Raw genomic sequence first — 20,756 nt, forward strand, 5'->3', positions numbered from 1 at the left:
CTATCGCGGCACGCAACCGGTCGAACGCGCGGGCCTGGTCCTGCTCGGGCCGGGCATGGTCGCCCGCCATGTCCCTTGCCCCGGTCGCGCGACAGGGCGCGGACGAGCTGGCGCTGGTCGGCGAAGTCGCGCGGCCGTAATGGAGATGCACGTCGTCGCGATGCCGCGACATGCCGACATAGGCGCTGTGCCGGTCCATGCCGGGGGTGGCGAGGACAGGGGCGCGATCGACCGTCACCCCCTGCGATTTATGGATGGTGGCGGCATAGCCATGATCGACATGGGCATAATCCNGACAGGGGCGCGATCGACCGTCACCCCCTGCGATTTATGGATGGTGGCGGCATAGCCATGATCGACATGGGCATAATCCTTGGTGTCGAACGCGACACCGCGCCCGTCATCGAGGCGCACCGCCATGCCCTCGGGCGATACCCGCTCGATCGGGCGAGCGTGCCGTTCTTGACCCCCATGCCCCGTTCGTTGCGAAGGAACATGATGCGGTCGCCGGTCGCGAACTGGCGTGTCCCCCGCTCGGCCTTCACCGTCACGTCGCCGCCAAGGTCGTCCGACGAACGCCCAGCACCAGCGCGGCGATCAGGTAGCGCATACAGATCTTGGTCGAAGCATCGTTGGCGGTCCCGTCCGATTGGAGCGGGACCATGCGGTTATTGAGCAGGCTTGCCCATTTTGCGGAGCATCGCATTCAGGGTCGCGATTTCGCGGTTCTGGCTTGTGATGGCTTTCTGCGCCTCGCCCCGGACCTCTGCATTCTGGGAACTGCGAAGCGCGATCTGCGACATCGCGACCGCACCGCGGTGATGCTCGATCATCTTGCGAATCCACGTCTCGCCGGCATCGGCTCCCTTCGCCGCCATCATCTTCTGGTGCATGTCCATCTCGGCCGGGCCGTAGGGGTTGGCCGCGGTTGGCTGCATCATCTTGGAATGATCCATGCCTTGATGGTTCATGCCCTGATGCCCCGCCTGCTGGGCTAGGGCCGGGGTAGCGAGCAAGGCAAGGGTCGCCAGCACGGGTACAATACGCAGCTCGATCTCCTCGGGTCGTGTCAATTTTCTACGCGCCGGAAGCGCGCCCCCCTCATCCGCCGAAGCGATAATCGTTGGGTGGCTTGTCCTATCAGTCGCGCTTCGGTTCAAAGCCGGGGAAGAATGGCCTTCATCTGATCGATCTCGCGGCGCTGCCCCTTGATGATTTCGCCGCATAGCGCTTTCAACTCGGGATCACGGAGCGACGCCTCTTGGCACATCAGGATCGCGCCCGAGTGATGCGGAATCATCGACCGCGTGAACGCCCGGTCTCCGATCGTCGTCTGCGTCCGGATCAGCGCGTAGCTGCCGAGGAAGACCGCGATCGAGCCGATAATTAGTGCGCTGTTCGCCGCCCTGGAAGGAAACATATGGCGCATGGCGAGGATCATCGCGACTACCATCGGCGCGACCATCATCAGCGTCATATAGAACATATTCAGGTTGTTGTAGAAGCTGCCTAAACTGTCGATCATCACGAACATAACGAAATACATGATGATGCCGCTGACGACGGTCTGCACCGCCAAGCTCACATATGCGTTCTTCATCATCGCTACTCTCCCGTGTTGATGCCGCCCGCCCGCATAAGTGCGCCGCGCCGTGTCGCGCGTCGCCGGACAGGCTAGCGCATCCGTAAGCGAGGCCGCCCCCCCACCTTGCGGGGCTGAAGCACAGCGCCGAGTCTCAGCGCCCTGATCGGATGGAGGGCGCTGGTGCTATGACGATGCCATGTGATGATGCTGGCACTAGCCGGGTAACCCGCTTCGAAGTGTTCACTGGCGTGGGGCGGCGGCGGGATTGGCCGCCAGAGGTCAAGGCTTCGATCCTGGCCGAGAGCTTTTCCGGGCAGGAGACGGTCTGCTCGGTTGCGCGGCGGCATGGTATGAGCCCGTCGCAGCTGTTCACCTGGCGCCGGCAGCTCCGCAAGCAGTTGGAGAGTCAGGGCGCGGCTGTGCCGGCTTTTGTTCCCGCCGTCGTCGATGCCGTTGCCGCGGAGGAGTTCACGCCTGCGATCCAGCGGCCGAAGAAGCGACGGCGCTCGAAGGCGAGCGCAGTGGAACTGGAGATCGACGGCGTTGCGGTGAAGATCAGCCGCGGCGCCGATGCCGGGGTGATTGCCGCGGTGATCGAAGCGCTCCGGGTTACCCGATGATCGGACCCGGCGCAGGTGCCAAGGTCATGGTGGCCACGGACCCGGTCGATTTCCGCAAGGGACCCGACGCGTTGGCCGCGCTGGTCGGTGTCGAGTACGGCGGTGATCCTTATTCTGGCGTAATCTACGTGTTCCGGGCCAAGCGCAGTGATCGGATCAAGCTCGTCTGGTGGGATGGCACAGGGCTGTGTCTGATGGCCAAGAGGCTGGAATCCAGCGGGTTCAAGTGGCCGGCCATCCAGGACGGCGTGATGCGCCTGACGGCGGCGCAGTTGGGCGCCTTGCTCGAGGGTCTGGACTGGCGCCGTGTGCATGGCGGACGCCGCCCGATCGCCCCGCAGATTGCCGGTTGACGATGGCTCCTCCTACTGATTCACTCCTTCCATGCTCATGGAAGCGGATCTCCCCAACGACGTCGAAGCGCTCCGCGCGCTCGTCCTCGAGCAGGCCCGTGAGCTTGATGTTCTGAAGGTTTTCCAGGCCGAGGTTGAACGCCTGAAGGCGATCATCGAGGCCCTGCAGCGGCACCGGTTTGGCCGCCGTTCCGAGCAACTCGACCCCGATCAGTTCGAGCTTGCCCTGGAAGAGGTCGAGATGGCCTTGGCCCAGGCCCAGCACGCCGTGGACAATGCGAGCCGGGCATCGGCGGATCGCCCGCGCAAGGTCAACCGCGGCTCGTTGCCGGCCCATCTCGAGCGGATCGAGCAGGTCGTCGATGTCGAGGATAAGGCCTGCCCCTGCTGCGGCGGCGCGCTCCACCAGATCGGTGAAGACGTGGCTGAGCGTCTTGACGTGGTGCCCACCACCTTCCGCGTCCTGGTCACGCGCCGTCCGCGCTATGGCTGCCGGTCATGCGAGGGCGCGATCGTCCAGGCACCGGCTCCGGCGCGGATCGTCGAGGGCGGCATCCCCACCGAGGCGCTGATCGCGCAGGTGCTGGTCGCCAAGTACGCCGATCATCTGCCGTTATACCGGCAGGCCCAGATCTACGCGCGGCAAGGTGTCCAGCTCGACCGCTCGACCCTGGCGGACTGGGTCGGCCGGGCAGCCTGGTATCTGCGCCCCTTGCGCGATCACATCCTCGAGCGATTGCGACGATCCGGGCGGCTGTTCGCCGATGAAACCACGGCACCGGTGCTCGATCCAGGCCGTGGTCGGACCAAGACGGGCCAGCTCTGGGCCTATGTTCGCGACGATCGACCATGGGGAGGCGAAGATCCGCCGATGATGGCCTACGTCTATGCCGCTGACCGCAAGGGTGAGCGGGCCGAAGCCCATCTCGGTGACTTCGTCGGCATCCTGCAGGTCGATGGCTTTGGCGGCTACGCTGCTCTGGCCAAGCGCCGACAGCAAGTGAGCCTGGCCTTCTGCTGGGCGCACGTGCGGCGCAAGTTCTACGAACTGGCCGACAGCTCGCCGGTCGCGACCGAGGTGCTGCGCCGGATCGCAATGCTCTACGCGATCGAGGAAGAGGTTCGCGGCACTTCGGCGGAGCAGCGCCGCACCGTGCGCGCCGAACAGGCCCGCGTCATCGTGGATGACCTGCACATCTACCTCGAGGCACGACTTCGTCAGGCTAGCGCCAAGAGCAAGCTCGCCGATGCCATCCGCTACGCGCTCACCCGCTGGTCCGGGCTGTCGCTGTTCCTCGATGACGGCCGCGTCGAGCTGGATTCCAACACCGTCGAGCGATCAATCCGTCCGCTGGCCCTCAACCGCAAAAACGCGCTCTTTGCAGGCTCTGACGAAGGCGGCGACAACTGGGCGGTCATCGCCACGCTGATCGAGAACTGCAAGATCTCAGGCATCAACCCGCATGCCTGGCTCGCCGAGACCCTCTCCAGGCTCGCAGCGGGTCATCCGGCCAACGCCGTCGGTGAACTCATGCCTTGGACCGCCGTGGCCTGAGCACAGCGCTTACGCGCATCCATAACAGTCAGTGGATGATACGTGCGTAATCCATCCACCCCTCACCGATTCGACAAGCCTTGCTGCAGTTCTAGGATACCAAACGGCCCGCGCACGCTTTCTGGACGGTCAACAGCTTGGCGTAGAAGAAGGTGCGTACCCGCGCGGTGTGCCGTTCGGTGAGAGTCGCAAACAGACCACAGGCAAAAACTGCAAGTGCGAGCGTAGCGCCAACAAGTGCGATGTTGCCCGCCGTTGGTGGTAAGCGCTCAGAGCCCACTAACAACGCTGCGGCGAATGCCATGATTGGAAAGTGCATGGCATAGAGTGAAAAGCTGGCTTTTGCTCCATAACCGGCGAACGGTCGCAACCAGCGCGGCGTTGGCGGATTCGCTCGTAGCAATATATATAGAAAAAGTGCGAATGCGCCCGCCAGTGCCAGTTCAAGGCCCTCCAGTCCGACAACCCGCACAACGATAAGTATTGCCGGTAATATGCTGCTCGCAATGATCAGCCAGGTGCGGCCAATCGGTGATCGGGGAAAATCGGTCAGATGCGTTTTGGTCATACCATGAAGCGCAGCACCACAAAGCCAACAAGCAAAGCCGATCAGCATGAATGGCGTAATCCAGGCCAGACCGATAAAAATTAAGAAGATTGACGGGCGACGTTGCCTCCAACTGACGACAATGGCCGGAAACCAGATGTAAAACCAGAATTCATAAGCGAGGCTCCAAAGTGGTCCGTTAGTGCCGAACGGCGCAACCACGATGCCCTGCAAGAAGAGAATGTTGCCTAGCAGCACATGCCACTCGAGCGCGCCGACGACATCCTTGCGCAGCACGTAAGTCTCGGTCGTGCCGAGATGGGTCGATGACTCGAGGGCGTAGAGGCCCACCGCGTCGAGCGCTCCACCGATCACCAATGCCGGCACTAGCACGACCAGCAATCGCGCAAGGCGGTCGATCAGGTAGCTTGACCAATGCCAATCCCCGATCCGTCTGTCGATACTGCGCGCGATCCAGAAGCCGCTGAGCACGAAGAAAAGAATGACGCTTGCATGCGCATAACCAGCCAAAAAATAGCCGGCCGAAGCCGCGACCGAGGCTTGCCCGCAATAATCTTCGATGAGGAGATACCAAGCATGTGCGAACGCGACTACGACTGCCAGGACACAGCGCATGGCATCCATAACCGCAAAAGCGCCCTGACCCGACTTCTGGTCGCCGCGCTCCATGTCTTGCCCAGATTTGGTCGAAAAGCCGTCTCCGCGGCGCGCATCCGTTGTATCCCCCATGCATACGATACGACGGCAGATCGCTTACCCCTCAAACTCGTGCCTTCTTTTTTGCCGAACAGGGTGGGGCCAAGCTGTTACGACAGCGATGCTGCCCGTTGGCGGGCGCGATAGAGACGCGTTTCGGCCGCCTTCTCGCTTATGTCGAGCATCAGTGCGGTTTCGACTTGGCTGATGCCCTCGATAGTCCGGAGGACCAGCGATTCCTTCAAGGTCGTTGGCAACACGGCGATGGCACGTGTCGCCCGGTCCAGTTCCTGTCGATTGGCTACGGCGTCTTCAATCGCGTTTCGGTCTCCCGGGACAGCCTCGGCCTCCCTGCCAATTGGCACCGCCAATGACAAATTGCCGCACGGCGTGCTGGCCACCCATTTAAGGCAATGGTTCATCGCCATGTGAAGGCAGGGCACATGGCATTCGTGGCAGGGCGTCCATGCACGCCTTCATGTCGGGGTTGATCTGGTGCATCTCTCTACCTCCGTGTGAGTCCCCGCCTGCCCCTGATACGCGCGCCGCGGAATCACCCCTTGTCGCGATCTCCGTCGATCGAGGCGATGCTACATCGCCCATCGGCCGAACAGCGTTGCAACTATGATGCCCGCGCCAAGCATTAGGAGCGTCAGCGCCGTCATCGCGACGATCTGCGGTCCGGTCACGCGCGGGCCCGTCCCCATGCCGCTCATCCCTGCCATCGCATCGTGCTTCATGTCCGGCATCGGCGTAGCCGATTGCCGGTCCGCGGCGACCTCGTGCCCGCCATGCCCGAGTACGCGCACCGTGCCCATGCCGTGCTTCAACCGGACGCCGACAAGCCAAAGGTTGATAGGGTAGGCAACGGCGAAGCCGACAAGCGTCGCAAGCGACATGACGCCCCAAAAGCGAAGCGAGTTGGCGTGCATCGCAGCCATGTCCCGGCTCATCAACACCACCATCGTCGGGATCATGCCGGCCATAACGGCATTCATCGAAAGCCATTCGGGGATGAACGACATGCGAAGCGCCCCCCAATAGGAACCGCCCGCCATGTCGCGCATGAACAGCGCCTGGAAAATCAGCAGCCCGAACGCGAAGCCGAACACATATTCCGCAATCACGTCCTGCCACATCGGCAGGCCGAGTGCCGTGGTGATCGCGGCCGCGGCGATGACGCCGGTCGCGTCACCCGCCATGCAATGAATGGCCGACCCGAACGCCTGCTTCCAGAGCGGCCGAACGAAGTCCTCGTGCCGCTCGTTCGCCGGTTCCTGGCAGGACAGGACATAGGCCGCGGCCATGATCGGGCCGCCGTAGAGCGTGACCAGCAGCCACCCCCATTTCATCACCCGCAACTCGGGGTTGCGGGTGAAGGCATCCCACGCGACGTAAGCGACCGATATCGCGGTCAGCACGAACCATCCGATCAACACGGCGTCGAGCCAGGGGGCCGGGGAAGGCATCGTCATGGCAGCTCTCCTCTACATGCTAGAGGATACGTGGCTCCCCGCGCCAGCCCTCGCGCGGGGCGTGTCAGGCGAGCTTGCTGGATACGGCCTTGATCGCCTTCAGCCCCGATCCGAACCGCGCGATGGCCTCGCGGTTCCTCTCCAGCTCGCCGTAAGGGAGGTAGGATATGTCGAGGTCGGCGACGCGGCTGAACGCGGGCCGCTGCAATTGCGCACGAACGTCCGCCTCGCGCGCGTCGGGCGCGACGAGGAACAGTCCCGCGGTCGCGTGAAGGTCGCTACCGCTCAAGGCCAGGTCGAGCATCCTGACGATGCCCGAATAGATCGACGTCGAATGCTCCACCTCGAACGCTGCGGCGACGTGATCGCCGGCCTTTTCAAGCCACAGCACGTCGATCAGCCGGATGGAATCAGCGCCCTTCGACCTCGCGATCGTCTCGGGCAAGCGCTCAAGGCACCCTGCGCCCAAGGGCGATCCGTTGAAGGCTCGGCTGCGATCGTTTGCGGCGATCCATACGTCATAGCCGAGTGCCAAGCCTAGATCGCGAAGCCATGCCTGAATTTCGGTATGGGTGCGCTCGTTCTCGCCTTCACGCTGCGCGGCCTTGCTAAGCGTGCGCGCCTCTTCGCGCGCCGCCTCGAGCCGCTGCCCCCAGCTCGCCAGAGCCGCGCCGCTCACGTCGAGCGGCGGGGCCGGGTAGCGATCGGAGCCGATGTCGAACAGCAAGCCGCCGATCGCGCCCAAGTCGTTCGATAAAAGGTCGCGGAAGCGGTCGTTGAGGTCGAGGATGCCGGTTCGCATCGCTAGGAAATGCTCCCAGCTCCCAAGCTTCACGTTCGCCCCCGTCAGCGCGTTGTAACCCTTGACGATCGCGGTGTTGAAGGGCGGCACCAGCGTCGGGTGAAGGAAGTAGAGGAGGTTGGCGACAGCAGGCCCAAGCCCCTTGATCTTCAGGCGGTCGATCGCGTGGATATGGCCGATGATCTCCTCGGCCGTGTCGCAACACGAACAGGCGTCTAGCAGGCGGCCGAACGCGCGCTGGTTCTCGGGGCTCTCGTATATGTCGGGGATGCGCAGCTTCGGTTTCCAGAGGAACGCATGGTCCGCACCTTTGAAGATTTGGCGCTGTTCGGCAACGGAATGGACGACGGTTTCGAGCGACGATCCGCGATAGGCGACGCCAAACGAACCGCGCTCGATCTCGCCGACGACCTGGGTGATACCGCGCCGGATCGAACGAAAATTCTTCAGCCGCTCGTCCCACAGGAACCAGCTTCGATAGGTCGCGCCCGGATCGTCACGCCAACGGGTAATGAGCCGACGCACAAGGCCGTCGTGATCCTCTTTGGTAGTTATTTGATCAAGTTGCGCGGCCATGTTGTCGTTGCGATGCCCCCTTCGTTAAAGCGAGACCTAAGCCGCCGGTCGGCCAGCGTCGAGCCGTTCCGTTAAGTGGACCGTTACTTCGCTCGGGCTGAACGTACCGATTTTGCAACGGTGCAGACGCTTGGTGGCACGATGAGCCGTGAGGGGAACGTCCGCCGCTACGTATTGACCAAAGTAAGCAAATTTGCGGGAAGCGCTGAATCATGCGGACTTCGAAGCTGACTTTGCTGGCGGCGGCACTGGCGCTCGGCATGGCGATGGGTCGTGGGCACGATGAGGCCGCAACCAAAAACAAGACCTTCGGACAGCGCTTAGCAAGCTGGCTCGGTTGCCTGCACACGGTGGTGATTCACTTTCCGATCGCCTTGATCATCGGTGCGTTCGCAGTGGAGCTACTCGGGCTTTGGCGGCGCAAGCCTTTACCGAGATACGGCACGCGTCATGCTGGTCGTCGGCTCGGTAGGCGCGATCATCGCCATCGCCGTCCAGGGTTGGCTAGGGGGTTCTTTCATGCATGGCGGCCTCGACCATCTCGCGTTCTGACGTCAGCCGCTGCTCCATATTGATGCGTCAAATGGAGATATCCTAAGGTCGGCTAATTTTGTTTTGGGAGATGATAAATGAGCACCTGCGTGAAGATGATTATAGCGGTGTCGATCGCTCTTCCTGCCGCAGCGTGGGCGCAGTCAGACGCCCGCACCACTGACACACGTGCCGTGGCGGCGGCGCTGTCACAGTATAAGGACGCGATCGAAAAGCTTGACGCTGCTGGAACCGAGCAACTGTTCACGACCGACGCGCGGGTTTTCGAGACAGGAGCATCTGAGGGCAGCTACGCCACCTACCTGGCTCATCATCTCGGTCCCGAGCTGAAGCAGTTCAAATCGTTCCGCTTCTCCGACTACAAGGTTGACGTCCGCTTCGAAGGGTCGGTTGCCCTTGCGACCGAGACCTACCGTTACCGGATCGAGCCAAAAACCGGTGAGGCCGCCGAACGACTCGGCGTCGCCACAAGCGTGCTTAAGAAGATGAACGGACGATGGAAGATCGTGTCCATGCACAACAGCGCTCGGAAACTGAAGGGCACCTAACGGATTGCCGGCAGAGACTGTCGCGTGAACGTTTTTGGCACGTGCGTGCGGTCCGGGTCGTCCGCCCGTGCATGGACGGCGATCATGCCGGAAGCTGGGGGCGGATCATCCCCCAGCCATAGCACCAGGTCGGCGGCTGCCATGCTCTCGCGCGCACGCTCCACCCCGATGGCTTCAATCGGATCGCTCGTGTCGGTGCGCCCCGCGGTGTCTGTGAAGACCCATGCCAGCCCGCCCCGCTCGACCGGCGCCTCGATCCGATCGCGCGTCGTGCCGGCAATTCGCAGCACCGGATTACCGATCCAGGGATGTGCTTTCGGCAGATTGTGCTAGACCGGCATACTCATGATGTCCTTGTAGGCCGAAAGCACTTTATTGCGAACTTGTAACGTCGCCTCGAAGGCGATTGAGGACTCCTGCCGCGCTAGCATGACCTTCGCAATGTCGGTTTCCTCTCCTCGTTCGTAGGCGACCGTCAAAGCACCAGCGCGCGCATTGATCGCGTTAATTTTTTGAAGCTGCGTCTGAAAAGTGGTGGCGAAGCCGCCTGGCTCCGCGAGTCCTGATTGCGACACGCCCGCCGCTCCGCTCACTCCTGAGACGGAATTCGGGCTATCCGCCTTTCCCAGCGCGGTGTTCATCGCTGCGTCAAAAGCCGCTCCTCTCGTAGCCCCAGAAACGGTGTCAGAATTCGGGTTGCTCGCTACATTCCGAAGCGCCGCGTTCTTGTCGAGTACGTGTAGGCGCTCGCACTCCTAGCTTGTCTTGCTCGCAATCAGCGTAGATTCCTGCTCACGCTTGGTGAGAACGGGCGACCGCGCGTGCTCGCGCTCAACGACGCTGTGCTCGCATTCAGCGTAGCTTGCTCGATATCGGTGCCCTCATGCTCACATTGCATGATCCCGAGCAACACGGGGTATCTCACACCGGCACGCCCGCCTGCCGGAGCTGCTCGGTCAGCTCGCGGCCGCGATCCGGGTCGAGCGAGCCCGCCAGGAACGCGCGCACTTCCGACGGCTTGGCGTTGAACTGCTGCGCGATCGCGGTCGCGTCGTAGCCGTTGCGGGTCAGCGTGGGCTCGAGGTCGTCAATCGCGCGGCTGAGCACCTGCTCGACGATGTCGGCAGTGACCGGCTTGGCGTCGAGCCGGAACCCCTGCTCGAACGCGAGCGTGAGATGCATCTCGATCTGGAGCGGCGTGCGGAGCCGCTCGGCGAGCATGTCGACCGCGTCCTCGTCCATGAGGTCGGCGACCTTGACCCCCTCGGCCGCGCAGGCCCCGAGCAGCCAGGCCACATAGTCGCGGCGCTGGTCGGCCCCGACGCCTTCATAGTCGAAGATGGTGGTGCGGTAGCCGATCTCCTCCATCTGCGGACGCCTGAGATCGTTCCGCAAGCGAGGATGGCCGACCAGGAGGACGGACAGGAGTACGCCGGCGTCGGCGACCACCTCCATAAGCCGCTTCAGGCCGGTCAGCGTCTTGTGGTGGAGATCGTGCGCTTCGTCGACCACGAGTACGACCGGGCGCCTGCCCTTCTTCATCAGATCGCGAAGGTCGCGCTCGCGACGCTCGGCCTGCTTGGGGATCTTCACCTGGGCGCGGTCGCCGGGTGAGAGGTCGTAGAACATGGCCTCGATCAGCGAGGTGAGCGACGTGCGCCGCTTGTCGACCGCAAGCGACTTCGCGACCGTCACCTTGCCCGCGCGCGTGAGCTCGTCCTCAATGCGCCGGAGAAGATGCGTCTTGCCCGAGCCGACCAGCCCGGAGACGACCACCAGGCGGCCGGTCTGCACGGCTGCGCACACTTCGCGTACGAGCATGGACTGGTGTTCGGTCTCGAAGTTACCGGCACCCTGAAACGGCCTGGCGAGCCCGTAAGCCTGTTGCACGTCGGCGAGCATCAACCTTCCCTTCGTCGGGTCTGAAGCCGCTCGCGAACGCGGTCGGCGACCGTTATCTTGTCGAGCGTCTCGGAAAGCAATTCCACGATGAACCGCCGGTCCTCCTCGGGCAGCGATCCGAGCGGCCGGCATAGCTGAGCCGCGATGGCCTGACGGGCCGCCAGCGCCGTCGGATGGGCCTTCTCGACGACCGGCTCCGGAAACGGCCTTGTCCGCACCGCCAGATCGCGGGCTGATAACGGCAACGACGGGAGCGGGCGGTCGCCGCCCGTCACCGCGGCGCGGGGCAGCCCGAGCTGGTCGGCGAGCCGGACCACCTTGTCGAGCCGCTCCTCCGCCTTGCTCTTCTGGTACTTGCGGTAGCGGTAGAGAGGGACCGCGCCGCGCGACGGCTGGAACGGCCCGAACCGCTTCCCGTCATGCTCGACGAACAACTCCTGATCGAACAGGCCCCAAAGCAGCGTCACGGTCTCGCCGGCGAGCTCGGGCTCGACCTCATAGGAGGCGCCCTCGACGGAGACGGTCGCGTCGCCCGCGACGGTGCGCCGCTCGGGCTCGCGCGCGAATGCGCAAAACCGCTCCCAGGAGCACATCGCGCGCACGCCGTCGGTGGGCAGGTGTCGAAGCCAGTCCTCGATGCGCGGGTGCGGTTCGGAGCGATGGCCGCCGTTGTTGTAGGTGACGAGCGCCCGCCTGAGCCACAGGTTAGCCTCTTCCTCGTCCTTCGGCTTGTGAAAGTGATAGAGCGTCTCATGCACCTCCTTGATGGTGCGGAACGGCCGCTCGACCTTGCCCTTGGCGCGAGCGGCCGTGCGGCGCTCCTGCGGGTCGGGCGGACTATGGGTGAGCACGCGCACGCCCAGGCTGCCCATCACCGACTGGAACACGGCCGAGCGGCTGACCGGGCCGTTGTCCATGTGCAGCGTCGCCGGGATGCCCTGGATGGGCAGCTCGGGTTCCGGCTTCGCCGACATGGCGTTGAACAGGAAGCGGAGCGCCGCTTCGGCGTTCTCGCCATAGACGCAGCGATATTCCTGGTAGGTCGCGCCCGAACGATCGTCGACGACCGAGAACAGCATCAGGGTCGGCTTTCCGCGGCCTTCCTCGACCCAGAGCGGGGTGGCGACCTGCTTCAGGTCGGACGGGCTCATGTCGAAATGCCACAGCTCGTTTGAACGCCGTGCCTGGAACCGCACGGCCGCGGTCGGGCGTGTGGCGCGGGCAAGGTCCAGCCCGGTCGCGCGCAAAAGCCGGTCGATCGTCGCCCGCTTGAGCAGCCCGGGCGGTGCCCTGACCAGCCCGTCGGGCGTTTCGACGCCCGTCTCCTCCAGGTGGCGGATCACCTCTGCGGTCGAGAGGTGCCGCCCTTTGCCGTTGAGGGTCCTGAGCTTCATCGCCGCGACGATCTCGGCGTAGCGCTCCATCTCCGCCTGCGGGGCGACCCGGGTCCGGCCGTGGTCGGCGCGCCGGATCGACTTGGGGCGGGAGAGCTCGCGCAACGCGCGGTACATGGTCGGGACCGAGATGCCGTAGGCATGAGCGGCGCGACCGATGATCTCGGTGCGCCCCGCGTCGCGCGGGGGCAAGAGCGACAGCCTTCGACGCAGGTCGACCAGCGCCTCGCCGGGCGGCCGCTTTTCCCCAATCAGGCACGCAGCCGGTCAGCCTCCACCCCGTCCGCAGGCCCCCCGCGCTTGCCGGCATACCGGTACAGGGTAGCGACGGATACGTTGAGCCGGCGCGCGATGTCGCGCACAGGCAAGCTGCCCTCCTTCATCAGCGCCTTGGCCGCGGCGATGTCGGCCGGGCGCATCGAGGGCGGGCGTCCGCCCTTCCGGCCACGCCGCCTGGCCTCGGTCAGCCCCGCGGTAGTGCGCTCCCGGATCAGTGCGCGCTCGAATTGGGCGATAGCGCCGAACACATGGAAGGTGAGCATCCCGCCCGGCGTGGTCGTGTCGATGCTCTCGGTCAGCGACACGAGGCCGATCTTCTCGCGCTCCAGCTCCTCCGCGGTCGCGATCAGCTTCTTCAGCGACCGGGCGAGCCGGTCGAGCTTCCACACGACCAGCGTATCGCCCGCGCGCAGCACGTCGGTGAAGATGCGCGCCAGCTCGGGGCGATCGTCCTTGGCCCCGGACGCCTTTTCGGTGAACACCTTCTCGCACCCGGCGCGGCGCAGCGCCTCAAGCTGGAGCTCGGGCGACTGGTCGATCGTGCTCACCCTGGCGTACCCGACCCGCATCGGCCCTCGATTGTTCTACAAACCCGTCACGGGCGTAGCATTCTGCGAAGCAGGATTCCAGAACAGTTTTGAGAAGGTGCGACCCGCGGAAACCCGTTGGGACCTGACTGGCGACGAGCGCTCGTCAGAAACCCTCGTTTCAGAGAAGCTGGGCCGGGACCCTGAAAAAAGGCTTGCAATGTAGGATTCTAAATCGTTCACCCTTTGTTCCGTGCTCAAGATGAGTCGGGCTGGTTCGCTTCAGGTGAAGGAGCGGACCAAGTTGAAACTGACGCTTGAAGGAGTGAGTGATGCGTACTCGGTTCTATCGAACAATGCTTGGCTCCGCGCTGTTGCTCTGCACAGTGGCGGCGAGCGCCCAAGATCAGGGCGGGCGCTCACAAGAGGAAAGCACGAAAGCCTTCCTTGCCCACAAACGCGACGTCCAACAGCGTCGGTCGGGCAAGCTGGGCGACCTGGCCGACTTCGGACAGGTGAACGCAATCGTGAAAGCGGCCCGGCTCACGCCACCCTCGCCACGGTTCGTCACCGACGACGCCGCCCGTTCGGCGTTGAACGACGCTTTCCTCGTCGACGTGGCGCAGACGCTTTCAATCTATGGGCTTCACGCGGGCGATCTGCGACGGTCGGCTGAGGCGTCCACCGCATTCGTTCAAGCCGCGGCGGCACATATCAGGGGTGGTGCCACGGTTGGGCAGGAAGCGCTGCTCGCCGACACCGTGGTGATCGGTCATGTCTCGGGAACCGACGAAGCCGAGCAGCTCGACGACGGTGCGTCGTCCTCTGTGTCGGTGGTCGTCGACCAGGTGCTGAGGGGCAAGGCCAAGGTGGCCGACACGCTCAAGCTTCGGCGGACGAGCGGTAAGCTGCCCGATGGGCGGCGGCTCTCGGCAAGCGACGAGGATCCGTTGGCGAACGGTGCGCCGGTTGCCCTGCTCGCGTCGCGCTCGCGCTACGAAAAGGAGCTTGCTCCTCAGGGTGGAAGCGCGCGGTGCCCCAGCTGTGTCGTCGAGGTCGTGCCCGTCTTTCTGGTGAACGGACAGTCGCTGGTTCCGACCGGCGGATATCCGACCGCCACCACCCTCGACGCCCTCACCGCTGCCACGAAGTAAGGAGTAGGAAAAATGATCAGGGAATCTGCGCTGCTCGCCTGCGTGCTTGCCCTCGCCAACGCCGCACCGGCGTTCGCCGGGCCGATCCCGCAACCCTATTACTTCCCGAACGGGTCGCGGGGTGTGAAGATCAACTATGCGCTTCCGGCCGCCTGCGACGCCAACACCAAGGCCGCGGTCGACACGATCAACGCCGCAGGGCGCTCGTTCCAGCTCACCGGAACGACGCAGAACTACACGTCGACTTACTACTCGGCGACCGAGGACCCGGATTTCATCAACATCCAGGACGGCTCCAGCATGTCGGCGATCATGCGGACCATCATTTACGGCTATTCCGGGCCAGCGCCTGCGCAGGCGATCGACGCGACCGTGTACGTCAATACCGACCGCATCTACTACGACACGGGCGACACGGCGCAATCGACCGATTTGATCTGCGGTTCGTCGATCACGCCGAGCAACATCGGCCAGCATATCGACTGGCAGTCCGCGATGACGCATGAGATGGGTCACGTGAAAGGAATGGACCACCGCACCGATGGTTCGACAGGGCCATGCTTGATGACGACCTATCTCAACCCTGGGCAGATCAAGCGGAGCCTATGCTCTGACGAGCGGGCGCTGCTGGTCGGGTTCTATGGCTGACCGAGGCAAAGCCTCTACCGGGGTGGGATGGCTTTTGGCCTTCATCGCCCTGGCAGGGTGCGACCGCGGCTCCGAGAAGGAGCCGCGGCCCACCGAGCTCTCCGGCCCCGTCGGAACCGAGTATTCGATCCACCCCCGCAATGTGGCCGGCGACCGCCTGCTGATCGCCGGCTGCTGCACGTTCGACGTGGGACAGGCGCGAACCACTAAGCTGGAGGGCGACGTGGACGGCCGCATGGTCGAGGGGGACGGTTATCGGGTGGAGATTTCGTTCGGGAACGGCCTGGCTCGCCGGCCCCTTTCCGCGGCCGCGCCCTCGACGCTCAACATCGATGGGGTGACTCTCCGGAAGTTCAGGCCAGCAAGCCCCGGACAGAAAGAGCCCGATCTCCTCTACGCCGCTATCGTCCCTCTCGATGCGGAGGCGCAACGTCGTCGTGTTCGGAGCCCGGGCCTTGAAGTCAGGGCTTGGTGCGCCACCACCGCGAACTGCCAGGCCGCAGCTCGGTTGGTTGAGGGGATCAGATTCTGACCATTCCCGTCAGTAGCGCTAAGCGTGAGCGCGGCGCGCTGATTGCGAGCAGCCGCGGGAGATCGCGAGCACATTATCGAAAAGCGTGAGCAGGCGCGCGCGCTTACTGTCAGCTAATCCGAGCAGAAAGGTGATCCGTTTGCGAGCAGGAGCCCGTCCGATTGCGAGCAGCTACAGATAGGTCTCGCCAAGCAGATGGTCATTGTCGCGCGCGAGACCGCGCAGCGTGGCGCCGGGCTCGACGCCGACCGCTTCGACCGCGGCTTCCACTCCCCGCGCCACCCCGGCCATGGCGCGCTGGAGAACGGCCGGGTTCTGGGCATTCTTTTCCAGAAGGCCGATGAGCTGGCGATATTTACCGATCGTGCCGAAGCTCAGGGTCGGGATATTGACCAGCAGGAAATCCTGGTTGTGGCCCTGGTCTTCGGGGAGAAGCCGCTCCCCCGCCACGCCAATGACCTTGATCGCCATACCGCGCGGAGCCGGTATCGTATCGGAGTGAATATCTCCGGGCGCTGATGAGAGGCGGATCACCACGGAATAGGTGGCGGGACGAGCGAAAAGCCCCTGGCGCAGATGCTCCGGCAGTTCCGGGATGACCAACTCACCCTTCAGGAACCCGTGGCTCTTGGCATGGGCGTCGCGCACCGCATGGCGGTGGCGTTCGAAGGCCTTACGGTTGGTGCTCGCCATGATCTCGAGGATTTCGGCGGTCAGCCGCTCCTCGTCTTCGCCGAGAACCTCCACGTCCGGGGAATAGCCAATGTAGGTTTCAGCCAAGGGCACTCCTTCGCGTTTTAATTTCGATACTGCGGACGATTTCGGGTCGAAATCGCCGTTGATTTCGGATATCAGTTGATATCTGGTTTTTACTGAGAACGCGGAACCGCCGAAAAGGTTTCGCACGTCTCGCCCGTTGGTTGGAGAACGAACCCATGCCGCTTACGCGCAAGGACACGCAGCGCCAGACGCGGGACCGGCTGATCGCCGCCGCACATACCTCGATCATCGAGGAGGGGGTCGCCGCCATGTCGATCCGCAACATCTGCAGCGCGGCCGGCCATTCGCAGGGTGCCTTCTACTCGAACTTCGCCAGCAAGGACGATCTGCTGGTCGAGATCCTGCAGAGCCATATCCAGGATGAGGTCACACTGCTTCGCGACCTGGTCGCGCACTGCTCCGGCGATGATATCGAGGCAACGCTCCAGGTGCTGGCCGCCCGGCTCGCGAAGCTGGCCGGTGAAGCACAATGGTCACTGCTCTCGATCGAATTGCAGCTCCATGCCCGGCGCGATCCGGCTTTCGCCGAGCGGCACCGGGAGGCCAAGGCGGCCTGCTATCGGATGTTCGGTGAGCTCGTCGCCGATCTGACGCAACGCTTCGCACTTCGACCGGCCTTGCCGCCGATGCAGACCGGTATCGGTCTTTACGCGGTCTGGATGGGACTGGCGGTGCAGGGCGATGTCGAAGGCGCCATGCCGCGCGACGAGATGCTCGTCGGCTTCTTCCGCGCCATGGCAGGACTGGGTTCGTCGCATGAGGAGCAGGCGTATTCGTGAGCGGGATCGTGTCAGATCGTCGACGCATCGGCTGCGATGAGCACGGACACCCACTCGTCGGCGAGGTGGATGAGCATCGGCGCTTCCATATCCGCTTCCGCGCCCGGGACGCCGACATCGACGAACTCGGCCATGTCAACAATGCGGTCTGGGTGACCTGGATTCAGGATGTGTCGGTGGCGCATTGGCTGACGGCCGCGCGGCCGCAGGATCGCGACCGGTTCGTCGCGGTCGTGCTGCGCCATGAGGTCGACTATCGCGGCAATGTCCGGGCGGGAGACGAGGTCAGTGCGATCACCTGGGTCGTCCGAGCGCCGCGGGGTGCCCGCTATGCACGATGTGTCGAATTCCATGCCGAAGACGGCCGGACGATCGTCGCCTCGCTGACCCAATGGGCCCTGGTCGATCGGGAAACCGGCAAGCTGGCCCGCGTCCCGGTGGAGGTGGCGGCTCCGTTTCTAAGTGACGATACCGCGCAGAAGGAAATTGGATGAGCGATATCAGGAAAGTGGCGGTTCTCGGCACGGGAGTCCTCGGGAGCCAGATCGCCTTCCAGACGGCCTATAGCGGCTTCGATGTTGTCGCCTACGACATCAGCGAGGAAGCGCTCGAACAGGCGCGCGCACGGCTGGCGGCGCTCGTCGAAACCTACACGAACGAGGTGTCGGGCGCGGCTGGCGGCAAGGCGGCCGGGGCGCTCAAGCGGATCGCTCTGCTGAGCGATCTCGGCGCGGCCGTCGCGGACGCGGACCTCGTGATCGAGGCGGTTCCGGAGGTTCTTTCGATCAAGCAGGCGCTCTACGAGAAACTGGCGGGGCTCGCGCCGGACAGGACGATCTTCGCCACCAATAGCTCGACCCTGCTGCCGAGCGACCTGAAGGCTTACACCGGCCGACCGGACCGGTTTCTGGCGCTGCACTTCGCCAACAGCATCTGGAAGTTCAACACCGCCGAGGTGATGGGCACGGACGACACCGATCCGGCCGTGTTCGATGCCCTGATCGCCTTCGCCTCCGCCATCGGCATGGTGCCGATCCCGGTGCGCAAGGAGAAAGCGGGTTACGTCCTCAATTCGCTTTTGGTGCCGCTCCTGAACGCGGCCGCCGATCTGGCGGCCGGCGGCTATGCCGAGCCGGAAGATGTCGACAAGGTCTGGCGGATCGCCACCGGCGCGCCGATGGGGCCGTTCCAGATCTACGACATCATCGGATTGAACACCCCCTACAACATCCTCTCGCATGGCGACGAGCATGCTCAGTCGCTCGCCGCCTGGCTGAAGGAAAACTACATCGACAAGGGCAGGCTCGGCATCGCCTCGGGCGAAGGCTTCTACAGCTACAAGCCCTCCGCAGACTGATCCCAACAAGAAGAACAGGAGTTCGCCATGCACTATAGCAGCGGAAACTATGAAGCCTTCGTGCGTCCCCGCAAGCCCGAGGGCGCCGACAAGAAGACGGCCTGGTTTGTCGGTTCGGGGCTGGCGGGGCTTGCCGGCGCGGCCTTCCTGATCCGCGACGGCGGCGTTTCCGGCGACCGCATCACCATCCTTGAAGAGCTGGAAATCCCTGGTGGCGCGCTCGATGGTCTGGACGTGCCCGAAAAGGGCTTCGTCATTCGCGGCGGCCGCGAAATGGAAGAACATTTCGAGTGCCTGTGGGACCTTTATCGCTCGATCCCCTCGCTGGAGATCGAGGACGCCAGCGTGCTCGACGAGTTCTACCGGCTCAACAAGGACGATCCCAACTTTTCGCTCCAGCGCACGACGCAGAACCAGGGCCAGGACGTGCCCGACAAAGCGCTGTTGACGCTAAACGACAAGGCCCAGAAGGACCTGCTCTCGGTCTTCCTCGCGACGCGCGAGGAGATGGAGAACAAGCGTATCAACGAGGTCTTCGGCGAAGACTTCCTCAAAAGCAATTTCTGGCTCTACTGGCGCACCATGTTCGCCTTCGAGGAATGGCATTCCGCGCTGGAGATGAAGCTCTACCTGCACCGCTTCATCCATCATATCGGCAGTCTCGCCGACTTCTCCTCGCTCAAGTTCAACCGCTATAACCAGTATGAATCGATGGTCCTGCCGCTGGTGAAGTGGCTGACCGATCACGGCGTCACGTTCCGCTACGGCGTCGAGGTCACCGATGTCGATTTCGACATCCAGCCCGGCCGCAAGCAAGCGACCCGCATTCACTGGAAAGAGCGCGGCGTCGAAGGCGGCGTCGATCTCGGGCCAGACGATCTCGTCTTCATCACGATCGGCTCGCTGACCGAGAATTCCGACAATGGCGACCACAGGACGCCGGCGAAGCTCAATGAAGGACCGGCGCCGGCCTGGGACCTGTGGCGCCGCATCGCCGCGAAGGATCCGGCCTTCGGCCGCCCCGACGTGTTCGGCGCCCATATCCCGGAGACGAAATGGGCCTCCGCCTCCATCACTGCCCTCGACGCCCGCATTCCGGCCTATGTCGAGAAGATCACCAAGCGGAACCCCTTTACCGGCAAGATCGTCTCCGCCGGTATCGTCACGGTGAAGGACTCGGCGTGGCTGCTGAGCTGGACGGTTCATCGCCAGCCGCATTTCAAGAAGCAGCCCAAAGATCAGATGATCGCCTGGTTCTACGCGCTCTTTGTCGATTGCCCCGGCGACTTCGTGAAGAAGCCGATGCAGGAATGCACCGGTGAGGAGATCACCCAGGAATGGCTCTATCACCTCGGCGTGCCGGTCGAGGACATTCCCGAACTCGCGGCATCCGGCGCCAGCACCGTTCCCACGATGATGCCCTATATTACCGCCTTCTTCATGCCGCGCCAGGCGGGTGACCGGCCGGACGTGGTGCCGGAGGGCGCGGTCAACTTCGCCTTCATCGGCCAGTTCGCGGAATCGAAGCAGCGGGACTGCATCTTCACCACGGAATATTCGGTGAGAACCCCGATGGAGGCCGTCTACACGCTGATGAATGTCGAGCGCGGCGTGCCGGAGGTCTTCAACTCGACCTATGATATTCGTACACTTCTTGCTGCGATCGGTCCGCTGCGGGACGGCAAGGGCATCGATCTTCCCGGACCGGCCTTCCTGCGCAAGCTGCTGATGAAGAAGCTCGAAGGCACAGAGATCGCCAAGCTGCTCGAAGAGTTCCATCTGATCGAGGAGTGAACAAAGACCGGAAGGCACGCGCGGCGTGTGAAAGGTGATGAATGGCCGACGACGATCAGAAGAGCGAACGCGCCGCCGAGGTGACTGGGGCGCACGGCCATCATCACCATCATGAGCCGGACGGCGAAACGCCGTCCGGTCACGTCGACCATGATCCGGTCTGCGGCATGGTGGTCGATCCCGCCAGGACCGCTCACAAGGCTGAGTATGAAGGCGAGCGCTACGTCTTCTGCTCGGCCGGCTGTCCGTCGTCAGAACATTCGGCACAACTCGCGGCGTA

Annotated in this window: 25 protein-coding genes and 1 pseudogene; 12 read left to right on the forward strand and 14 right to left on the reverse strand. The window is 63.7% G+C overall.

What is annotated here, in order from left to right:
* Positions 1-54: 54 nt before the first annotated feature.
* From L8F96_RS17175 to L8F96_RS17185, 3 genes and pseudogenes are all read right to left on the reverse strand, one after another.
* Positions 55-578 (reverse strand): annotated as a pseudogene (locus L8F96_RS17175) (hypothetical protein); the annotation flags it as partial.
* Positions 579-668: 90 nt separating this feature from the next.
* The gene (locus tag L8F96_RS17180; protein WP_007406997.1) at positions 669-1,073 is read right to left on the reverse strand and encodes a DUF305 domain-containing protein; all 405 of its coding nucleotides are present in this window, start codon (positions 1,071-1,073) and stop codon (positions 669-671) included.
* Positions 1,074-1,156: 83 nt separating this feature from the next.
* Entirely contained in the window at positions 1,157-1,603 is a 447-nt protein-coding gene (locus L8F96_RS17185) for a DUF305 domain-containing protein (RefSeq protein WP_081796470.1), read from the reverse strand.
* A 218-nt stretch (positions 1,604-1,821) separates the two neighbouring features.
* On the opposite strand from L8F96_RS17185, the gene tnpA reads away from it, so the two are divergent.
* Genes tnpA through tnpC form a run of 3 tightly spaced genes read left to right on the forward strand, consistent with a single transcriptional unit; the run spans position 1,822 to position 4,113 of the window.
* Positions 1,822-2,205 (forward strand): IS66-like element accessory protein TnpA, encoded by a 384-nt coding sequence (gene tnpA, locus L8F96_RS17190; protein WP_334656801.1) that lies wholly within the window; start codon positions 1,822-1,824, stop codon positions 2,203-2,205.
* The gene (gene tnpB / locus L8F96_RS17195; RefSeq protein WP_334656802.1) at positions 2,202-2,558 is read left to right on the forward strand and encodes an IS66 family insertion sequence element accessory protein TnpB; all 357 of its coding nucleotides are present in this window, start codon (positions 2,202-2,204) and stop codon (positions 2,556-2,558) included. The genes tnpA and tnpB overlap by 4 nt, the downstream gene beginning before the upstream one ends.
* A gap of 31 nt (positions 2,559-2,589) precedes the next feature.
* A complete protein-coding gene (tnpC, locus tag L8F96_RS17200; protein ID WP_334656803.1) occupies positions 2,590-4,113 on the forward strand; it encodes an IS66 family transposase in 1,524 nt (507 codons plus the stop codon).
* A 91-nt stretch (positions 4,114-4,204) separates the two neighbouring features.
* On the opposite strand, the gene L8F96_RS17205 is transcribed toward tnpC, so the two are convergent.
* From L8F96_RS17205 to L8F96_RS17220, 4 genes are all read right to left on the reverse strand, one after another.
* Positions 4,205-5,410: an acyltransferase family protein gene (locus L8F96_RS17205; RefSeq protein ID WP_046407121.1), complete on the reverse strand. Its 1,206-nt coding sequence runs from the start codon at positions 5,408-5,410 to the stop codon at positions 4,205-4,207.
* 77 nt (positions 5,411-5,487) lie between these two features.
* A complete protein-coding gene (locus L8F96_RS17210) occupies positions 5,488-5,805 on the reverse strand; it encodes an RNA polymerase sigma factor (RefSeq protein ID WP_334656804.1) in 318 nt (105 codons plus the stop codon).
* A gap of 162 nt (positions 5,806-5,967) precedes the next feature.
* On the reverse strand, positions 5,968-6,852 hold the full coding sequence (locus tag L8F96_RS17215; protein WP_046407119.1) for a DUF4396 domain-containing protein: 885 nt from the start codon (positions 6,850-6,852) through the stop codon (positions 5,968-5,970).
* 64 nt (positions 6,853-6,916) lie between these two features.
* Positions 6,917-8,230: a hypothetical protein gene (locus tag L8F96_RS17220; protein WP_046407118.1), complete on the reverse strand. Its 1,314-nt coding sequence runs from the start codon at positions 8,228-8,230 to the stop codon at positions 6,917-6,919.
* 629 nt (positions 8,231-8,859) lie between these two features.
* Between L8F96_RS17220 and L8F96_RS17225 the strand changes: the two genes are divergently transcribed.
* Positions 8,860-9,330 (forward strand): YybH family protein, encoded by a 471-nt coding sequence (locus L8F96_RS17225; RefSeq protein WP_046195645.1) that lies wholly within the window; start codon positions 8,860-8,862, stop codon positions 9,328-9,330.
* Here the strand turns inward: L8F96_RS17225 and L8F96_RS17230 are convergent.
* From L8F96_RS17230 to L8F96_RS17250, 5 genes are all read right to left on the reverse strand, one after another.
* Positions 9,327-9,620 (reverse strand): GTPase, encoded by a 294-nt coding sequence (locus tag L8F96_RS17230; RefSeq protein WP_046195646.1) that lies wholly within the window; start codon positions 9,618-9,620, stop codon positions 9,327-9,329. The two genes, L8F96_RS17225 and L8F96_RS17230, sit on opposite strands and share 4 nt — an antisense overlap.
* Positions 9,621-9,659: 39 nt before the next feature.
* Positions 9,660-9,971, reverse strand: a complete 312-nt coding sequence (locus L8F96_RS17235) for a flagellar hook-basal body complex protein FliE (protein WP_093067972.1) — start codon at positions 9,969-9,971, stop codon at positions 9,660-9,662.
* Between the two features lie 280 nt (positions 9,972-10,251).
* On the reverse strand, positions 10,252-11,232 hold the full coding sequence (locus tag L8F96_RS17240; RefSeq protein WP_334656805.1) for an ExeA family protein: 981 nt from the start codon (positions 11,230-11,232) through the stop codon (positions 10,252-10,254).
* Entirely contained in the window at positions 11,232-12,878 is a 1,647-nt protein-coding gene (locus L8F96_RS17245) for an IS481 family transposase (RefSeq protein WP_334656810.1), read from the reverse strand. The genes L8F96_RS17240 and L8F96_RS17245 overlap by 1 nt, the downstream gene beginning before the upstream one ends.
* Positions 12,878-13,474, reverse strand: coding sequence for a recombinase family protein (locus L8F96_RS17250; RefSeq protein WP_062127319.1), 597 nt, complete (start codon positions 13,472-13,474; stop codon positions 12,878-12,880). The genes L8F96_RS17245 and L8F96_RS17250 overlap by 1 nt, the downstream gene beginning before the upstream one ends.
* 290 nt (positions 13,475-13,764) lie before the next feature.
* Between L8F96_RS17250 and L8F96_RS17255 the strand changes: the two genes are divergently transcribed.
* Genes L8F96_RS17255 through L8F96_RS17265 form a run of 3 tightly spaced genes read left to right on the forward strand, consistent with a single transcriptional unit; the run spans position 13,765 to position 15,766 of the window.
* The gene (locus L8F96_RS17255; RefSeq protein ID WP_334656806.1) at positions 13,765-14,586 is read left to right on the forward strand and encodes a hypothetical protein; all 822 of its coding nucleotides are present in this window, start codon (positions 13,765-13,767) and stop codon (positions 14,584-14,586) included.
* Between the two features lie 12 nt (positions 14,587-14,598).
* Positions 14,599-15,234, forward strand: coding sequence for a zinc metalloprotease (locus L8F96_RS17260; RefSeq protein WP_334656807.1), 636 nt, complete (start codon positions 14,599-14,601; stop codon positions 15,232-15,234).
* A gap of 34 nt (positions 15,235-15,268) precedes the next feature.
* On the forward strand, positions 15,269-15,766 hold the full coding sequence (locus tag L8F96_RS17265; RefSeq protein ID WP_037447094.1) for a hypothetical protein: 498 nt from the start codon (positions 15,269-15,271) through the stop codon (positions 15,764-15,766).
* A 171-nt stretch (positions 15,767-15,937) separates the two neighbouring features.
* On the opposite strand, the gene L8F96_RS17270 is transcribed toward L8F96_RS17265, so the two are convergent.
* Positions 15,938-16,672 carry a catalase family protein gene (locus L8F96_RS17270; RefSeq protein WP_334656808.1) on the reverse strand — a complete coding sequence of 245 codons (735 nt, stop codon included), beginning with the start codon at positions 16,670-16,672 and terminating at the stop codon, positions 15,938-15,940.
* Positions 16,673-16,701: 29 nt separating this feature from the next.
* Here L8F96_RS17270 and L8F96_RS17275 point away from each other — a divergent pair, with 29 nt between their 5' ends.
* Complete coding sequence (locus L8F96_RS17275) at positions 16,702-17,325, forward strand: TetR/AcrR family transcriptional regulator (RefSeq protein ID WP_334656809.1); 624 nt, start codon at positions 16,702-16,704, stop codon at positions 17,323-17,325.
* 11 nt (positions 17,326-17,336) lie between these two features.
* On the opposite strand, the gene L8F96_RS17280 is transcribed toward L8F96_RS17275, so the two are convergent.
* Entirely contained in the window at positions 17,337-17,459 is a 123-nt protein-coding gene (locus L8F96_RS17280) for a hypothetical protein (RefSeq protein ID WP_267903939.1), read from the reverse strand.
* Between L8F96_RS17280 and L8F96_RS17285 the strand changes: the two genes are divergently transcribed.
* From L8F96_RS17285 to L8F96_RS17300, 4 genes are all read left to right on the forward strand, one after another.
* Positions 17,442-17,819, forward strand: coding sequence for an acyl-CoA thioesterase (locus L8F96_RS17285; protein WP_231621840.1), 378 nt, complete (start codon positions 17,442-17,444; stop codon positions 17,817-17,819). The genes L8F96_RS17280 and L8F96_RS17285 overlap by 18 nt on opposite strands.
* Entirely contained in the window at positions 17,816-18,682 is an 867-nt protein-coding gene (locus L8F96_RS17290) for a 3-hydroxyacyl-CoA dehydrogenase (RefSeq protein WP_046407406.1), read from the forward strand. The genes L8F96_RS17285 and L8F96_RS17290 overlap by 4 nt, the downstream gene beginning before the upstream one ends.
* Before the next feature lie 27 nt (positions 18,683-18,709).
* Complete coding sequence (locus L8F96_RS17295; protein WP_035219816.1) at positions 18,710-20,476, forward strand: oleate hydratase; 1,767 nt, start codon at positions 18,710-18,712, stop codon at positions 20,474-20,476.
* 41 nt (positions 20,477-20,517) lie between these two features.
* Positions 20,518-20,756, forward strand: a 239-nt coding sequence (locus L8F96_RS17300; RefSeq protein ID WP_046407408.1) for a YHS domain-containing protein, incomplete at its 3' end; no start/stop codon positions are given.

Origin of the sequence: Sphingomonas panaciterrae (assembly GCF_036890205.1) — a bacterium.
In the GTDB taxonomy this organism is placed as follows: domain Bacteria; phylum Pseudomonadota; class Alphaproteobacteria; order Sphingomonadales; family Sphingomonadaceae; genus Sphingomonas; species Sphingomonas panaciterrae.

Bases quoted from the DNA above. Each gene is read 5' to 3' on its own strand.
- L8F96_RS17235 (WP_093067972.1), bottom strand. From the start codon at position 9,971: ATGAACACCGCGCTGGGAAAGGCGGATAGCCCGAATTCCGTCTCAGGA.
- L8F96_RS17295 (WP_035219816.1), top strand. From the start codon at position 18,710: ATGCACTATAGCAGCGGAAACTATGAAGCCTTCGTGCGTCCCCGCAAG.
- L8F96_RS17280 (WP_267903939.1), bottom strand. From the start codon at position 17,459: ATGGCCGAGTTCGTCGATGTCGGCGTCCCGGGCGCGGAAGCGGATATG.
- L8F96_RS17210 (WP_334656804.1), bottom strand. From the start codon at position 5,805: ATGGCGATGAACCATTGCCTTAAATGGGTGGCCAGCACGCCGTGCGGC.
- L8F96_RS17220 (WP_046407118.1), bottom strand. From the start codon at position 8,230: ATGGCCGCGCAACTTGATCAAATAACTACCAAAGAGGATCACGACGGC.
- L8F96_RS17255 (WP_334656806.1), top strand. From the start codon at position 13,765: ATGCGTACTCGGTTCTATCGAACAATGCTTGGCTCCGCGCTGTTGCTC.
- L8F96_RS17225 (WP_046195645.1), top strand. From the start codon at position 8,860: ATGAGCACCTGCGTGAAGATGATTATAGCGGTGTCGATCGCTCTTCCT.
- L8F96_RS17240 (WP_334656805.1), bottom strand. From the start codon at position 11,232: ATGCTCGCCGACGTGCAACAGGCTTACGGGCTCGCCAGGCCGTTTCAG.
- L8F96_RS17185 (WP_081796470.1), bottom strand. From the start codon at position 1,603: ATGATGAAGAACGCATATGTGAGCTTGGCGGTGCAGACCGTCGTCAGC.
- tnpB (WP_334656802.1), top strand. From the start codon at position 2,202: ATGATCGGACCCGGCGCAGGTGCCAAGGTCATGGTGGCCACGGACCCG.
- L8F96_RS17250 (WP_062127319.1), bottom strand. From the start codon at position 13,474: ATGCGGGTCGGGTACGCCAGGGTGAGCACGATCGACCAGTCGCCCGAG.
- L8F96_RS17205 (WP_046407121.1), bottom strand. From the start codon at position 5,410: ATGGGGGATACAACGGATGCGCGCCGCGGAGACGGCTTTTCGACCAAA.
- L8F96_RS17290 (WP_046407406.1), top strand. From the start codon at position 17,816: ATGAGCGATATCAGGAAAGTGGCGGTTCTCGGCACGGGAGTCCTCGGG.
- L8F96_RS17275 (WP_334656809.1), top strand. From the start codon at position 16,702: ATGCCGCTTACGCGCAAGGACACGCAGCGCCAGACGCGGGACCGGCTG.
- tnpC (WP_334656803.1), top strand. From the start codon at position 2,590: ATGCTCATGGAAGCGGATCTCCCCAACGACGTCGAAGCGCTCCGCGCG.
- L8F96_RS17215 (WP_046407119.1), bottom strand. From the start codon at position 6,852: ATGACGATGCCTTCCCCGGCCCCCTGGCTCGACGCCGTGTTGATCGGA.
- L8F96_RS17260 (WP_334656807.1), top strand. From the start codon at position 14,599: ATGATCAGGGAATCTGCGCTGCTCGCCTGCGTGCTTGCCCTCGCCAAC.